Here is a 13928-nt window from a genome sequence, read left to right as displayed (position 1 = left end):
GAAACGCAGGATCGCCGGACACGAAAAGCTCGGTCCGGCGCGTGGGGAGTGCGGTACTGCGGTACTTAGACCCGCCGGCGCTTGGGCGGCCGGCAGCCGTTATGCGGAATGGGGGTCACGTCGCGAATGGTGGTGATCGTCATGCCGACCGCCTGAAGCGCGCGCAGCGCCGACTCGCGGCCGGAACCCGGACCGGAGACGTTCACCTCGAGGGTCTTCACGCCGTGCTCGGCGGCCTTGCGGCCGGCGTCCTCGGCCGCCATCTGCGCGGCGTACGGGGTCGACTTCCGGGAGCCCTTGAACCCCATCATGCCGGCCGACGACCAGGAGATGGTGTTCCCCTGCGCGTCCGTGATGGTGATCATGGTGTTGTTGAACGAGGCGTTCACGTGCGCCACGCCCGAGGTGATGTTCTTGCGTTCGCGACGTTTGACGCGCGCCGGTTCCTTGGCCATCGCTTAGCTCTCTTACTTCTTCTTGCCGGCGATCGGCTTAGCCGGGCCCTTGCGGGTGCGGGCGTTCGTGTGGGTGCGCTGACCGCGGACCGGCAGGCCCTTACGGTGACGCAGGCCGCGGTAGCAGGCCAGGTCCATCAGACGCTTGATGTTGACCGCCGTCTCGCGACGCAGGTCGCCCTCGACGAGATAGTCGCGGTCGATCGTCTCACGGATCTGCAGCACTTCAGCGTCGGTCAGCTGATTGACGCGGCGAGCGTCTTCGATGCCAACCTTATGGACGATCTCCTTGGCTTTCGCCTGGCCGATCCCATGGATGTACTGCAGCGCGATGACGACGCGCTTGTTAGTCGGAATGTTGACGCCAGCGATACGGGCCACGCGTTGAATCTCCTAGTCACGCAGAGAAGCGCGAACGGCGCCCCGGCCCAGAATCCCGTATGGGAAGGCCGGCACGTCCTTCGCGCCCTTTCGCGGAAGCGCACCGTTATAGGGAACGTTGCGTTTCCGTCAATGGAGCAATCGCAGGAATCTGAAGGTTTTCAGACTTCCGCAATCGCTGGGCGGGATTGACGCCGGTCGTCAGGCCTTGAGGGCCTGGTCGATTCCGGCGGCGACGTCCTCGATCGAGCCCATGCCGTCCAGCTCAACCAGCTTTTTCTGGTCCTGATAGTACGGCAACAAGGGCGCGGTCTGGTCGTTGTAAGCCGAGAGCCGCACCTTGAAGCTCTCGGGATTGTCGTCGGGGCGACCCGACTCAGCGAAGCGACCTGCAACTCGATTGAGGAGCTGCTCGTCGTCCACCTTCAGGCGCAGCACTAGATCGATTCGCGAGCCGCGCTTGGCCAGCATCTCGTCGAGCGCCTTGGCCTGGGCCAGGGTCCGCGGAAAGCCGTCGAAGATCGCCCCGCCGGCCGCCTCGGCCTCCGGCAGACGCTCCTCGATCAGCGCGATGACGATCTCGTCGGTGACCAGTTCGCCGCGTTGCATCACGCCCTCGACGCGCTTGCCGAGCTCGGAGCCCGACGCGATCGCGGCGCGCAGCATGTCTCCGGTGGAGAGCTGGACCATCTTGCGGGAGTCCACCAGGCGCTTGGCCTGGGTCCCCTTGCCCGCCGCCGGCGGGCCGAACAGGATCAAATTCATCTTCTTAAATGTCCCCCTCCCCGGCCGCCCCTTTCGGCCGGTCCGATCCCTAGCGCCCGCGTCCGCCGCGGAGCTTGGATTTTTTGATCAGGCCTTCGTACTGGTGGGCCAGCAGATGCGACTGGATCTGCGTCACCGTATCCATGGTCACGCTCACGACGATCAGGATCGAGGTGCCCCCGAGATAGAACGGCGCCTTGAAGTACCCGATAAGCGCTTCCGGCATCAGGCAGACCAGCGTGATGTACGCCGCGCCGATCACGGTCAGGCGCGTCAGCACGTAGTCGAGATACTCCGCCGTCCGCTTGCCTGGGCGGATGCCCGGCAGGAAGCCGCCATACTTGCGCAGGTTCTCGGCAGTGTCGTCCGGATTGAAGACGACCGACGTGTAGAAGAAGCAGAAGAAGATGATCAGCAGCGCATAGAGCACCATGAACGCCGGGCGCCCATGCTGCAGCTGACCCACCATGCCGGGCAGCCACTGCGCCCACGCCGGCAGGTCGGCGGTCGCCAGGAAGCCCATCGCGGTCGTCGGCAGCAGCAGCAGCGACGAGGCGAAGATCGGCGGGATGACGCCGGCGGTGTTGATCTTCAGCGGCAGGAACGAGGTGTCGCCGCCGAACATGCGGTTGCCTTGCTGGCGCTTCGGATACTGCACCAGCAGGCGGCGCTGCGAGCGCTCCATGAAGACGATGGCGAACACGACGGCGATGGCCAGGGCGATGATCGCGAACATCGCGAACGGCGACAGCGACCCCGTGCGGGTCATCGTGAACATCTGCCAGACGCCCTGCGGCAGCACCGCGACGATGCCGGCGAAGATGATCAGCGACACGCCGTTGCCGACGCCGCGGCTGGTGATCTGCTCGCCCAGCCACATCAGGAACAGGGTCCCGCCGGTCAGGGTGACGACCGTCGAAGCCAGGAAGAACAGGCCGGGGTTCAGCACCAGGCCAGGGCTGTTCTGCAGCCCGGTGGCGATGGCGAAGGATTGGAACAGCGCCAGCACGACCGTCAGGTAGCGGGTGTACTGGTTGAGCGTCTTGCGTCCGGCCTCTCCGCCTTCCTTTCGCAGCTTCTCCCACGGCGGATACACCGTGCCGAGCAGCTGAACGATGATGGAGGCCGAGATGTACGGCATCACGTTCAGCGAGAAGATCGCCATCCGCTGGACGGCGCCCCCCGAGAACATGTTGAACATCCCCAGGATGCCTTGCGCCTGGCCTTGGAAGGCCTGGGCGAACGCGGCCGGGTCGATGCCCGGGATCGGGATGTAGGTCCCGAGGCGATAGACGATCAGCGCACCCAGGGTGAAGAGGATGCGCTTGTGCAGCTCCGTCGCCTTCTGGAAGGCGCCGAAGTTCATATTCGCTGCGAGCTGTTCGGCGGCCGAAGCCATTTAGAACCCCAGACTAAAGGACCGGACGTACATAGGGCGTCCATCCTGCGCTGTCATCCGGCCGCCTTGCCTCACCCTCCCCCAAATATGTGGAAGCGGGCCAGGCCGGCGCCGGATGGTCAGCGTGGGTCCCCGCGCTTGAAGCGCGGAGAGAGCGGCTTACTCGGCGGCTTCGGCAGCGGCCGGAGCGGTCGTGGTCACCTTGCCGCCGGCCTTTTCAACCGCAGCCTTGGCCGAGGCCGAGGCCGAGTAGACGGTGATCTCGATCTTCGACTTCAGCTCGCCCTTGCCGAGCAGCCTCACGCCGTCCTTTTCACGACGCACGACGCCCGCGGCCACCAGGGCGGCGCCGTCGATGGCCTTCTTGGCGTCGAGCTTGCCGGCGGCGATCGCCTGCTCCAGGCGCCACAGGTTCACTTCGGCGAACTCCTTGGCGAACGGGTTGTTGAAGCCGCGCTTCGGCATCCGCATGTGCAGCGGCATCTGGCCGCCTTCGAAGCCGTTGATCGACACGCCGGTGCGGGACTTCTGGCCCTTCACACCACGGCCGCCGGTCTTGCCCTTGCCCGAACCCGGGCCCCGGCCGACGCGCATGCGGTTCTTGGTGGAGCCTTCGCGCGGCGAAAGTTCGTTAAGCTTGGTCATGTGACGCCTCTCCTTGGAGATCTGTCGCCCAGGGACCACCCCGGACTCGGCTGAAAAGAAAACTGGGCCGCCGAAACGGCCGAAGAGGCGACGCTTTTGGCGCCGCCTCTCCTAAACGTCCAGTCGAAAGGCGCTTAGCCTTCGATCACTTCCACCATGTGATGGACCTTGGCGATCATCCCGCGCACCGACGGGGTGTCTTCCAGGACCGACACGCGGCCAATGCGGTTCAGACCGAGACCGATGAGGGTCGCGCGCTGATCGCTCTTGCGGCGGATGGGGCTCGCCGTCTGACGAACGGTCACCTTAGCCATGGATTACTCTCCGTCAGCGGCGGCGACCGCAGCGCTGTCGGCCTTGCGGCCCAGCACGTCGGCGACCTTCTTGCCGCGCTTGGCGGCGACCTGGCGGGGCGAAGACTGAGCCTTCAGCGCCTCGAAGGTCGCGCGCACCATGTTGTAGGGGTTCGACGAGCCGACCGACTTGCCGACGACGTCCTGGACGCCGAGGGTTTCGAGCACCGCACGCATCGGACCGCCGGCGATGACGCCGGTGCCCGGAGGAGCCGAGCGGACCATGACCTTGCCGGCGCCCCAACGGCCAGCGCCGTCGTGGTGCAGGGTGCGGCTCTCGCGGAGCGGCACGCGGATCATCGACTTCTTGGCTTCCTCGGTCGCCTTACGGATGGCTTCCGGCACTTCACGCGCCTTGCCATGACCGTAGCCGACGCGGCCCTTCTGATCGCCGACCACCATCAGGGCGGCGAACGAGAAGCGACGGCCGCCCTTCACGGTGGCGGCGACGCGGTTGATGTGCACCAGCTTCTCGACGATGTCGGATTCGGCGCGCTCTTCCGCTTGATTGCCGCGGTTGCGGTCACGACGGCCTTGGCCGTCACCACCACGTTGTTCGTTTCCACGAGCCATCAGCGTACCCCTAGAAGTTCAGGCCGGCTTCGCGCGCGGCGTCGGCCAGGGCTTTCACCCGGCCGTGGTAGATGTACCCGCCACGATCGAAGACGACGTCCTTGACGCCCTTTTCCATGGCGCGTTGCGCCACGAGCGCGCCCACACGGGCGGCGGCGTCCTTGTCGGAACCCTTCTGCTTGTCGCCCTCGAGGGTCGAGGCCGCAGCCAGGGTCACGCCGCGCTCATCATCGATGACCTGGGCGTAGATGTTCTTGGACGAGCGGAAGACCGACAGACGCGGCCGACCATTCGCCACCGACCGCAGACGGATGCGGTTGCGCTCGGCGCGCCGCTTGGCGGTATCACGGGGTTTAAGAGCCATGACCTACTTCTTCTTGCCTTCCTTGCGGCGAACCTTCTCGCCGGCATAACGGACGCCCTTGCCCTTGTAGGGCTCCGGCGGACGCAGGCGGCGGATCTTCGAGGCGATCTCGCCGACGGCTTGCTTGTCGATGCCCGAGATCTTGATCTCGGTCTGCTTCGGAGTCGCGAACGTGATCCCGGCGGGCGGGGGCACGTCGACGTCGTGACTGAAGCCCAGCTGCATGGAGAGCGCCTGGCCCTTCATCGCGGCGCGGTAACCGACGCCGACCAGCTCGAGGGTTTGCTCGAAGCCCTGGGTCACGCCGGTCACCATGTTGCTCACCAGCGTGCGCGACAGGCCCCACATGGCTTGCGCCCGGGTGGTGTCGACGCGCTTGGTGAGCAGGAGCTCAGCGCCATCCTGCTTCACTTCGATTTCCTCGGCCACGGTCCAGGCGAGTTGACCCTTGGGCCCCTTCACCGTGACGGTCTGGCCGTCGATGGTCACCGTCACGCCCGCGGGGACGGCGACCGCCTTCTTTCCAATCCGCGACATCTTAGTAGACCCGCAACAGGACTTCGCCGCCCACGTTCGCGTCACGCGCGGCCGTGTCCGACATGACGCCCTTCGGCGTCGACAGGATCGAGATACCCAGGCCGTTCTTGATCGGCTTCAGGTCCTTGATCGACGAGTAGACGCGGCGGCCCGGCTTCGAAATGCGCCGGATCTCAGCGATCACCGGTTGGCCGTCGAAGTACTTCAGCTCGATCTCGAATTCCGGGAACGCGCCCGGCTTCTGAACGAGTTGGTAGCCGCGGATGTAGCCTTCCTCCGCCAGGACGTCGAGGACGCGCGCGCGCATCTTCGAAGCCGGGGTGGAAACCTTCGAACGGCCGCGGGTGGCGGCGTTCTTGATGCGGGCGATCATATCGCCAACGGGGTCGTTCACCATGAGACCCTCCTCACCAGCTCGACTTGACGAGGCCAGGAATCTGGCCGTTCGAGCCCAGTTCGCGCAGCGCGATCCGGCTCATCTTAAGCTTGCGGTAGTAGGCGCGCGGACGGCCCGTGACTTCGCAACGGTTACGGATGCGGGTCTTGGACGAGTTACGCGGCAGTTCGGCGAGCTTCAGGCGCGCTTCGAAGCGTTCTTCGAGCGGCAGGCTCTCGTCGTTGGCGATCGCCTTGAGCTCTTCGCGCTTTGCGGCGAATTGCTTCACCAGCTTGCGGACCATCTCGTTGCGATTGACGGCGCTTTTTTTGGCCATTTGTTCTTTCCTTCCCGCCGCTTACGCTTGAACGAACGGGAACTGGAATTCCTTGAGAAGCGCGCGCGCTTCGTCGTCGGTCTTCGCAGTCGTGGCGACGATGATGTCCATGCCCCACATTTGATCGATCTGGTCGTAGTTGATCTCCGGGAACACGATGTGTTCCTTCAGACCCATGGCGTAGTTGCCACGACCGTCGAACGAGGTGGGCTTCAGGCCCCGGAAGTCCTTCACGCGCGGCAGCGCGATCGTGATCAGACGGTCCAGGAACTCATACATGCGATCCTTGCGAAGGGTCACCTTCGCACCGACCACCATGCCCTCGCGCAGCTTGAAGCCGGCGATGGAGTTGCGGGCCTTGGTCGCGACGGGCTTCTGGCCCGAGATCTTGGTCAGATCGGCGATCGCGGCCTGGACCTTCTTGGAGTCGGTCACGGCCTCGCCGATCCCCATATTCAGGACGATCTTGTCCAGCTTGGGGATCTGCATCTCGTTGGAGTAGCCGAACTGCTCCTTCATCGCGGCGCGGATGCGCGCGCGATATTCGGTCTTAAGCCGCGGCTCGTAAGCTTGCTCAGCCATTGATCACCTCACCGGTCGTCTTGGCGACGCGGACCTTCTTGTCGCCTTCGACGCGGAAGCCGACGCGGGTCGGCTTGCCCTTGGAGTCGACGATGGCCACGTTCGAGATGTGGATCGCCGCTTCCTTGTTCTTGATGCCGCCCTGCGGATCGGTCTGCGTCGGACGGGTGTGGCGCTGAACCATATTCAGGCCTTCGACCACGACGCGGTGTTCCTTCGGCAGCACGCGCAGGACGGCGCCTTGACGGCCCTTGTCCTTGCCCGTGAGGACGACGACGCGGTCGCCCTTCTTGATCTTCGCGGCCATTACAGCACCTCGGGGGCGAGCGAGATGATCTTCATGTGGTTCTTGGCGCGCAGTTCGCGGGGAACCGGGCCAAAGATCCGCGTGCCGATCGGCTCGGATTGCTTGTTAACGATCACGGCGGCGTTCTTATCGAAACGGATCACCGAACCGTCCTTGCGCTTGATCGCCGAGGACGTGCGGACGACGATCGCCTGCAGCACGTCGCCCTTCTTCACGCGACCGCGCGGAATGGCTTCCTTCACGGAGACGACGATCTTGTCGCCAACGCCGGCGTAGCGGCGACCAGCGCCACCAAGCACCTTGATGCACATCACACGACGGGCGCCGGAATTGTCGGCGACCTCGAGGTTAGTCTGCATCTGAATCATGGGATGAGACTTTCTTTAGGAGGCTTGCTGGTCGGCGCCCTTGGGCAGCGCTTCCCAGGTCTTGGTTTTCGACTTCGGGGCGCATTCGATGATGCGCGCGACGTCGCCGGCCTTGTAGACGTTGGCCTCGTCATGAGCGTGGTACTTCTTCGACCGACGAACGGTCTTCTTCAGCACCGGATGCAGGAAGGTCCGCTCGACCTTCACCACGATCGTCTTATCGCCCTTGTCCGAGACGACGACGCCTTCGAGAATTCGCTTCGGCATGTTCGTTGTCTCCTTACGCCGCGGTCTGCTTGGCGTGCAGGACGGTCTTGATCCGCGCGATGTCCTTGCGGACTTCGTTCACGCGGTGGGTCTTCTCGACCTGGCCGGTCGCCGCCTGGAAGCGCAGGTTGAACTGCTCCTTCTTCAGGTTCAGCAGGGCCTCGCCGAGTTGGTCGGGCGTCATGCCCCGGATATCGTCGATCTTCATCACGCGTGCTCCACGGCGGCGTCGATGCGGGTGACGATACGGGTCTTCACCGGAAGCTTGGCGGCGCCGAGGCGCAGGGCTTCACGAGCGACATCGTCCGGCACGCCGTCGATTTCAAACATGATACGGCCAGGGTGAACGCGCGCGGCCCAGTACTCGACCGCGCCCTTGCCCTTACCCATCCGCACTTCAGCCGGCTTGTCGGTGACCGGGACATCCGGGAAAATCCGGATCCACACGCGACCTTGGCGCTTCATCTGGCGGGTGATCGCCCGACGAGCCGCTTCGATCTGACGCGCGGTGATGCGTTCCGGTTCAACGGACTTCAGACCGTACGATCCGAAGTTCAGCGAGAAGCCGCCCTTCGCAACGCCGTGGATCTTGCCCTTGAACTGCTTGCGGTACTTGGTCTTCTTCGGAGACAGCATGGCTCTACCTTAGGCTCCAGCTTGCTCGCGACGGTCGCGGCGCGGACCGCGGTCACCGCGGTCGCCACGTTCACGTCCACCGCCCTCGCCGGCCGGGCCGGATTCCGAGGCCAGGCGCTTGTCGAGAGCCATCGGGTCGTGGTCCAGGACCTCGCCCTTGAAGACCCACACCTTCACGCCGATGATGCCGTAGGTGGTCGAGGCCTCGGTCACGCCGTAGTCGATGTCGGCGCGGAGGGTGTGACGCGGAACGCGGCCCTCATGGTACGACTCGGTACGGGCGATTTCGGCGCCGCCCAGACGGCCGGCCACTTCGATGCGCATGCCCTTGGCGCCCAGACGCATCGCGCTTTGCAGCGAACGCTTCATGGCGCGACGGAAGGCGACGCGGCGCTCGAGCTGCTGGGCGATGTTCTCGGCCACCAGCTGGGCGTCGGTTTCCGGCTTACGGATTTCGACGATGTTCAGATGAACTTCGCCTTCCGTGATCGCCGCCACGTCCTTGCGCAGCTTGTCGATGTCCGCACCCTTCTTGCCGATGATCACGCCGGGGCGCGCGGCATAGATGGTGATGCGGCACTTCTTGTGCGGACGCTCGATGATGATCCGCGAAACGCCGGCTTGATACAGGCGCTTCTTCAGCTGCTTGCGGATCTTGATGTCCTCATGCAGGAGCTTGCCGTAGTCCGCCTTCTTGGCGAACCAGCGCGAGTCCCACGTGCGGTTGATGCCGAGGCGAAGCCCGACCGGATTGACTTTCTGACCCATCAGGCGGCCTCACCCAATTCGCGGACCACGATGGTGATCTCGCTGAACGGCTTTTCGATGCGCGAAGCACGACCGCGAGCGCGGGCGGCGAAGCGCTTCATCACCAGGTTCTTGCCCACGAAGGCCTCGGCGACGACGAGGTTGTCGATGTCGAGGTTGTGGTTGTTCTCGGCGTTCGAGATGGCCGAGTAGAGCGCCTTGCGCACATCGCGGGCGATGCGCTTGTGGCTGAACTCCAGCTCGTTGAGGGCGCGCTGCACCTTCAGGCCGCGGATCGACTGAGCCACGAGGTTCAGCTTGCGCGGGCTGGTGCGCAGAGTCGTCACCTTGGCCATCGCCTCAACGCCGGTCAGGCGGCGTGCTTTAGCTTGCTTTGCCATGGTTACTTCCTCTTGGCCTTCTTGTCGGCCGCGTGGCCAGGGAAGTACCGGGTCGGAGCGAACTCACCGAGCTTCATGCCGACCATGTCTTCGCTGATCAGCACCGGAACGTGCTTCTGGCCGTTGTGCACGCCGAACGTCAGGCCGACGAACTGCGGCATGATGGTCGAGCGGCGCGACCAGGTCTTGATGACGTCCTTGCGGCCAGACGACAGAGCGGCGTCGGCCTTCTTGAGGAGGTATCCGTCGACGAACGGACCTTTCCAGACAGAACGGGTCATGGCTTAGCGAGCCTTCCGAGCGTGGCGAGAACGGATGATGTACTTATCCGTCGTCTTGTTAGAACGGGTCTTCGAACCCTTGGTCGGCTTGCCCCACGGGGTGACCGGGTGGCGACCGCCCGAGGTGCGGCCTTCACCGCCGCCGTGGGGGTGATCGACCGGGTTCATGACGACGCCGCGGACGTGCGGGCGGAAGCCCATGTGACGCTTGCGGCCGGCCTTGCCGAGGACCTGGTTCATGTGGTCCTGGTTCGACACGGCGCCGACGGTGGCCATGCAGCTGTCCTGCACCATCCGCAGTTCGCCCGAGCCCAGACGGATCTGGGCGTAGCCGGCGTCGCGGCCGACCAGCTGGGCGTAAGCGCCAGCCGAACGAGCAAGCTGGCCGCCCTTGAGGGGCTTCAGCTCGATGTTGTGGATGATGGTGCCGATCGGCATGCCGCGCAGCGGCATGGCGTTACCCGGCTTCACGTCGGCCTTCTCGGCGGCGATGACGACGTCACCGGCCTTCAGGCGCTGCGGAGCCAGGATGTAGGCCAGCTCGCCGTCCTCATACTTGATGAGGGCGATGAACGCCGTGCGGTTCGGGTCGTACTCGAGACGCTCGACCGTGGCCGGCATATCGAACTTGCGACGCTTGAAGTCGACCTTGCGGTACAGGCGCTTGGCGCCGCCGCCGCGGAAGCGGACGGCGATGCGGCCACCGCCGCCACGACCGCCCGACTTGGTCAGGCCTTCGACGAGCGACTTGATCGGGCCGCCCTTGTGCAGGTCGGACTTGTCGACCAGCACGAGGCCGCGACGGCCCGGCGAAGTCGGTTTGAATTGCTTCAGAGCCATCGAACTAGAGCCCCGTGGTGATGTCGATCGACTGGCCTTCGGCCAGGGTCACGACAGCTTTCTTGACGTCCGAGCGACGGCCCGGACGGCCGCGGAAACGCTTGGTCTTTCCCTTCACCACCAGGGTGTTGACCTTGGTGACGTTGACCTTGAACAGCGCTTCGACAGCGGCGGCGATTTCATCCTTGGTCGCATCGTTGGCGACGCGGAAGACGACCTTGTTCTGCTCGGAGAGCAGGGTGGCCTTTTCCGTGATCACCGGCGACAGGATGGCGTCGTAGTGGCGGGCGACGGGGTCGGCCATTACGCAGCTTCCTTCTCAGCAAAGCGCGCGTTGATCGCTTCGACCGCGTCCTTGGTCAGGACCAGGGTCTTGCGACGCAGCACGTCGTAGACGTTCAGGCCGGCGTTCGGCAGCACATCCACGTTCGGGATGTTGCGAGCGGCCATCGCGAAGTTCGCGTCGACCTCGGCGCCGGCGATGACCAGCGCGTTCTTCAGGCCGATCTTGTCGAAGTTGGCGCGCAGAGCCGAGGTCTTCACCTCAGTCAGCGCCACGCTATCGACGACCACCAGCGCGCCCGACTTGACCTTCGAGGACAGCGCGTGGCGCAGGGCCAGGGCGCGGAACTTCTTGGTCAGGTCGAAGGCGTGGCTGCGCACGACCGGCCCGTGAGCCTTGGCGCCGCCGACGAACTGGGCCGCACGGCGCGAACCGTGACGGGCGCCGCCGGTGCCCTTCTGCTTGTACATCTTCTTGCCCGTACGAGAGACCTCGTTGCGGACCTGGATCTTGTGGGTGCCGGCGCGGCGCTTGGCGAGCTGCCAAGTGACCATGCGCTGCAGGATGTCCCCACGGATCTCGTCGATGCCGAAGACGGCGTCGGACAGTTCGATCGAACCGCCCTTCCCGCCGTCGAGTTTGATGACGTCGAGTTTCATTACTGTTCTTCGCCCCCAGCTTCGGCCGGAGCCTCTTCCACCGCAGGCGTCTCAGCAGCGGCCGGAGCCGCAGCCGCCTGGCCAGCCTTACGGAAGCCGCCCGGGACCGGCGCTTCAGCCGGACGAGCCGACTTCACCGCGTCGCGGATCTTCACGTAGGTGCCCTCGGTGCCGGGCACGGAGCCCTTCACGAGGATCAGGCCACGCTCGGCGTCGACCTTCCAAACGGTGACGTTGAGGGTGGTGACGGTCTCTTGGCCGAGATGGCCGGCCATCTTCTTGTTCTTGAAGGTCTTGCCCGGATCCTGGCGGTTACCAGTCGAACCATGGGCCCGGTGCGAAACCGAGACGCCGTGGGTCGCGCGCATGCCGCCGAAGTTCCAGCGCTTCATGGCGCCGGCGAAACCCTTACCGACCGTGAGGGCGGTGACGTCGACCTTTTGGCCGGCGACGAAGTGGTCAGCGGTGAACTCCGCGCCGACTTCGATCAGGTTCTCTTCGGTGACGCGGAACTCCGCGACTTCGCGCTTCGGCTCGACCTGAGCCTTGGCGAAGTGGCCGCGCAGGGCCTTCGAAGTGTTCTTGGCCTTCTTGGCGCCAGCACCGAGCTGGAGAGCCACATAGCCGTCTTTGTCCTGGGTGCGCTGACCCGTGACCTGGCAGCCGTCGAGGCTGAGCACGGTCACCGGAACATGGACGCCGCCTTCATCGAAGAAGCGAGCCATACCCAGTTTCTTGGCGATCACGCCGGTACGCATCGACCGATCCCCTCTTAAAGCTTGATCTCGACGTCCACGCCGGCGGACAGGTCGAGCTTCATGAGCGCGTCCACGGTCTGCGGGGTGGGGTCGACGATATCGAGCACGCGCTTATGCGTGCGGATTTCGAACTGCTCGCGCGACTTCTTATCGACGTGCGGCGAGCGGTTGACGGTGAATTTTTCGATTTGCGTCGGCAGGGGGATGGGCCCCCGGACGGTCGCGCCGGTGCGCTTAGCCGTATTGACGATCTCGCGTGTGGAATGGTCCAGCACGCGGTGATCGAAGGCTTTGAGCCGGATGCGGATGTTCTGACGATCCATATCGCTCTTTAGTTTCCCCTACAGACGGCGGTCCGTCCGCGTGACTTTGACCATTTCAAAGACCAACCCGAACGCCTCAAGAGACGCTCGTACGCGTAAGTCCGCAAAAACGACGTGAGCCCGCGCGAACAGTTCGCGAGGGCCCTGCCCGAAAGCTCCGATTTCCACCGGTTCTCGAGCCGTTCTGCGAACCGCGTCTGTGCTTCAAATCACTTCGAAGCACACAGCCGGTCCAACAGGAGGCGCGTCTATACGTGGGTGACTCGCCCGCGTCAAGACTTGCCGGTGCGGCGGGGCCCCTGCCCTAGCCGATCACCACCTCGCCGGATCCGACGACCGCCTTGGACACCGCGCCCTTGACCGCCTTCACCTTGACGTCGCCGGACCCGGCGATCCGCGCCTTGAGCGAGTCCGCGGGGCCATCGACCGTCACGCCGCCGGCGCCCGCCACCGATACGGTCATCGCCCCGACCCGGCCGCCGGCGATCTTCACGTCTCCGGAACCGGCGATCTTCACGTCCAGCGGTCCCTCAAGCGAGGCGCTCCAGACATCGCCTGAGCCAGCCAGGTTCACGTCCATCGGCCCCTTGACCGCTTGGGTCCTGATATCGCCAGAGCCGGCGACGCGCAGGTGGGCGCGCCCGACGCTTCCGACATAGGTGTCGCCCGATCCGGCCTGGTTGAGCTTGAGCTCGCCGGCGACGTTGGCGACCGTCCAGTCTCCGCACCCAGCATTGGACAGCTGGAGGCTCGCCGACTTGCCGATCGTCCCGAACACCGCTCCGCCGCTATCCAGATTCACGTCGCGGGGTGCGCGGATCACCACCTGCGGCATATTCGCATAGGCGATCGCCCCGAGCCCGGCGACGTTGACCGACGCACGGCCCGCCTCACCTTCGCAGCTGCGGATCTTGCGATTGAGGCCCCCGTCGATGACGACCTTGCCGCCCGCGGTCCGGACCTGCAGCGGCAGTTGAGGGTGGCTCGACAGGAACTCGACCTTGATGTCGCTGCGCGCTTCCGGGATCACCGTGACCCGAACGACGGCGTCCTTGATCTCGACGGACTGCGCGTGCGCCGCACTCGCCGCCAACGCCGCCCCCAGCCCGAGAATGATCATCGGAAGACGCATGTCTTTCCTCCGTCTAGCTGAACAACCTTGGTGCCAACGGTAGGCCCGGGCGCCGTGCCGGTCAGCTTAATTCCGGGTCATGACTTTGCCGTCATGCGCCCGCAATCCGGCCAACGAAAAGGCCGCCGAGGTTGCCCTCGGCGGCCTGATCTTGAGGTC

The 13928-nt window shown here is 64.9% G+C and carries 26 protein-coding genes; all 26 read right to left on the bottom strand.

The genetic code is table 11. The annotated features are described in order from the left end of the window. Window positions 1–65: 65 nt before the first annotated feature. The gene (gene rpsK, locus OUA97_RS10310; protein WP_056018114.1) at window positions 66–455 is read right to left on the bottom strand and encodes a 30S ribosomal protein S11; all 390 of its coding nucleotides are present in this window, start codon (window positions 453–455) and stop codon (window positions 66–68) included. A 12-nt stretch (window positions 456–467) separates the two neighbouring features. Then, entirely contained in the window at window positions 468–836 is a 369-nt protein-coding gene (rpsM, locus tag OUA97_RS10305; RefSeq protein ID WP_267231801.1) for a 30S ribosomal protein S13, read from the bottom strand. Between the two features lie 201 nt (window positions 837–1037). Further along, on the bottom strand, window positions 1038–1601 hold the full coding sequence (locus OUA97_RS10300; protein ID WP_267231800.1) for an adenylate kinase: 564 nt from the start codon (window positions 1599–1601) through the stop codon (window positions 1038–1040). 49 nt (window positions 1602–1650) lie between these two features. Further along, complete coding sequence (secY, locus tag OUA97_RS10295) at window positions 1651–3000, bottom strand: preprotein translocase subunit SecY (RefSeq protein WP_267231799.1); 1350 nt, start codon at window positions 2998–3000, stop codon at window positions 1651–1653. Between the two features lie 159 nt (window positions 3001–3159). Then, on the bottom strand, window positions 3160–3645 hold the full coding sequence (rplO, locus tag OUA97_RS10290) for a 50S ribosomal protein L15 (protein WP_267231798.1): 486 nt from the start codon (window positions 3643–3645) through the stop codon (window positions 3160–3162). Between the two features lie 134 nt (window positions 3646–3779). Next, window positions 3780–3959 carry a 50S ribosomal protein L30 gene (gene rpmD, locus OUA97_RS10285; RefSeq protein ID WP_183777092.1) on the bottom strand — a complete coding sequence of 60 codons (180 nt, stop codon included), beginning with the start codon at window positions 3957–3959 and terminating at the stop codon, window positions 3780–3782. Between the two features lie 3 nt (window positions 3960–3962). Then, on the bottom strand, window positions 3963–4571 hold the full coding sequence (rpsE, locus tag OUA97_RS10280; protein ID WP_183777093.1) for a 30S ribosomal protein S5: 609 nt from the start codon (window positions 4569–4571) through the stop codon (window positions 3963–3965). Between the two features lie 10 nt (window positions 4572–4581). Then, a complete protein-coding gene (rplR, locus tag OUA97_RS10275; protein WP_267231797.1) occupies window positions 4582–4935 on the bottom strand; it encodes a 50S ribosomal protein L18 in 354 nt (117 codons plus the stop codon). Window positions 4936–4938: 3 nt separating this feature from the next. Beyond that, window positions 4939–5472, bottom strand: a complete 534-nt coding sequence (gene rplF / locus OUA97_RS10270; protein WP_267231796.1) for a 50S ribosomal protein L6 — start codon at window positions 5470–5472, stop codon at window positions 4939–4941. Between the two features lies 1 nt (window position 5473). Further along, window positions 5474–5869, bottom strand: a complete 396-nt coding sequence (gene rpsH / locus OUA97_RS10265; RefSeq protein WP_056018098.1) for a 30S ribosomal protein S8 — start codon at window positions 5867–5869, stop codon at window positions 5474–5476. Window positions 5870–5879: 10 nt separating this feature from the next. Next, the gene (gene rpsN, locus OUA97_RS10260) at window positions 5880–6185 is read right to left on the bottom strand and encodes a 30S ribosomal protein S14 (RefSeq protein ID WP_183777097.1); all 306 of its coding nucleotides are present in this window, start codon (window positions 6183–6185) and stop codon (window positions 5880–5882) included. Window positions 6186–6206: 21 nt separating this feature from the next. Then, window positions 6207–6767, bottom strand: coding sequence for a 50S ribosomal protein L5 (rplE, locus tag OUA97_RS10255; protein WP_267231795.1), 561 nt, complete (start codon window positions 6765–6767; stop codon window positions 6207–6209). Next, window positions 6760–7074: a 50S ribosomal protein L24 gene (rplX, locus tag OUA97_RS10250; protein ID WP_267231794.1), complete on the bottom strand. Its 315-nt coding sequence runs from the start codon at window positions 7072–7074 to the stop codon at window positions 6760–6762. The genes rplE and rplX overlap by 8 nt, the downstream gene beginning before the upstream one ends. Continuing rightward, window positions 7074–7442 carry a 50S ribosomal protein L14 gene (gene rplN, locus OUA97_RS10245; RefSeq protein WP_056018090.1) on the bottom strand — a complete coding sequence of 123 codons (369 nt, stop codon included), beginning with the start codon at window positions 7440–7442 and terminating at the stop codon, window positions 7074–7076. Before rplN ends, rplX begins: the two co-directional genes overlap by 1 nt. Before the next feature lie 15 nt (window positions 7443–7457). Further along, window positions 7458–7709: a 30S ribosomal protein S17 gene (gene rpsQ / locus OUA97_RS10240; protein WP_267231793.1), complete on the bottom strand. Its 252-nt coding sequence runs from the start codon at window positions 7707–7709 to the stop codon at window positions 7458–7460. A 13-nt stretch (window positions 7710–7722) separates the two neighbouring features. Beyond that, the gene (rpmC, locus tag OUA97_RS10235; RefSeq protein ID WP_267231792.1) at window positions 7723–7917 is read right to left on the bottom strand and encodes a 50S ribosomal protein L29; all 195 of its coding nucleotides are present in this window, start codon (window positions 7915–7917) and stop codon (window positions 7723–7725) included. Then, entirely contained in the window at window positions 7917–8345 is a 429-nt protein-coding gene (rplP, locus tag OUA97_RS10230; protein ID WP_183777101.1) for a 50S ribosomal protein L16, read from the bottom strand. Before rplP ends, rpmC begins: the two co-directional genes overlap by 1 nt. Window positions 8346–8354: 9 nt before the next feature. Further along, window positions 8355–9113 (bottom strand): 30S ribosomal protein S3, encoded by a 759-nt coding sequence (rpsC, locus tag OUA97_RS10225; RefSeq protein ID WP_267231791.1) that lies wholly within the window; start codon window positions 9111–9113, stop codon window positions 8355–8357. Continuing rightward, window positions 9113–9493 carry a 50S ribosomal protein L22 gene (gene rplV / locus OUA97_RS10220; RefSeq protein ID WP_056018081.1) on the bottom strand — a complete coding sequence of 127 codons (381 nt, stop codon included), beginning with the start codon at window positions 9491–9493 and terminating at the stop codon, window positions 9113–9115. The genes rpsC and rplV overlap by 1 nt, the downstream gene beginning before the upstream one ends. A gap of 2 nt (window positions 9494–9495) precedes the next feature. Then, window positions 9496–9774 carry a 30S ribosomal protein S19 gene (gene rpsS / locus OUA97_RS10215; RefSeq protein WP_267231790.1) on the bottom strand — a complete coding sequence of 93 codons (279 nt, stop codon included), beginning with the start codon at window positions 9772–9774 and terminating at the stop codon, window positions 9496–9498. Window positions 9775–9777: 3 nt separating this feature from the next. Further along, window positions 9778–10614, bottom strand: coding sequence for a 50S ribosomal protein L2 (rplB, locus tag OUA97_RS10210; protein WP_267231789.1), 837 nt, complete (start codon window positions 10612–10614; stop codon window positions 9778–9780). A 4-nt stretch (window positions 10615–10618) separates the two neighbouring features. Next, the gene (locus OUA97_RS10205) at window positions 10619–10918 is read right to left on the bottom strand and encodes a 50S ribosomal protein L23 (RefSeq protein ID WP_056018075.1); all 300 of its coding nucleotides are present in this window, start codon (window positions 10916–10918) and stop codon (window positions 10619–10621) included. Beyond that, a complete protein-coding gene (rplD, locus tag OUA97_RS10200; protein WP_267231788.1) occupies window positions 10918–11556 on the bottom strand; it encodes a 50S ribosomal protein L4 in 639 nt (212 codons plus the stop codon). The genes OUA97_RS10205 and rplD overlap by 1 nt, the downstream gene beginning before the upstream one ends. Then, window positions 11556–12314, bottom strand: a complete 759-nt coding sequence (gene rplC, locus OUA97_RS10195; RefSeq protein ID WP_267231787.1) for a 50S ribosomal protein L3 — start codon at window positions 12312–12314, stop codon at window positions 11556–11558. Before rplC ends, rplD begins: the two co-directional genes overlap by 1 nt. A 14-nt stretch (window positions 12315–12328) precedes the next feature. Beyond that, window positions 12329–12637, bottom strand: a complete 309-nt coding sequence (rpsJ, locus tag OUA97_RS10190) for a 30S ribosomal protein S10 (RefSeq protein ID WP_056018070.1) — start codon at window positions 12635–12637, stop codon at window positions 12329–12331. A 304-nt stretch (window positions 12638–12941) separates the two neighbouring features. Further along, on the bottom strand, window positions 12942–13769 hold the full coding sequence (locus tag OUA97_RS10185; protein ID WP_267231786.1) for a GIN domain-containing protein: 828 nt from the start codon (window positions 13767–13769) through the stop codon (window positions 12942–12944). Window positions 13770–13928 lie beyond the last annotated feature (159 nt).

This window comes from Phenylobacterium sp. 58.2.17 (genome assembly GCF_026411515.1).
GTDB lineage: Bacteria > Pseudomonadota > Alphaproteobacteria > Caulobacterales > Caulobacteraceae > Phenylobacterium.
This window is presented reverse-complemented; position numbering and strand designations above follow the sequence as displayed.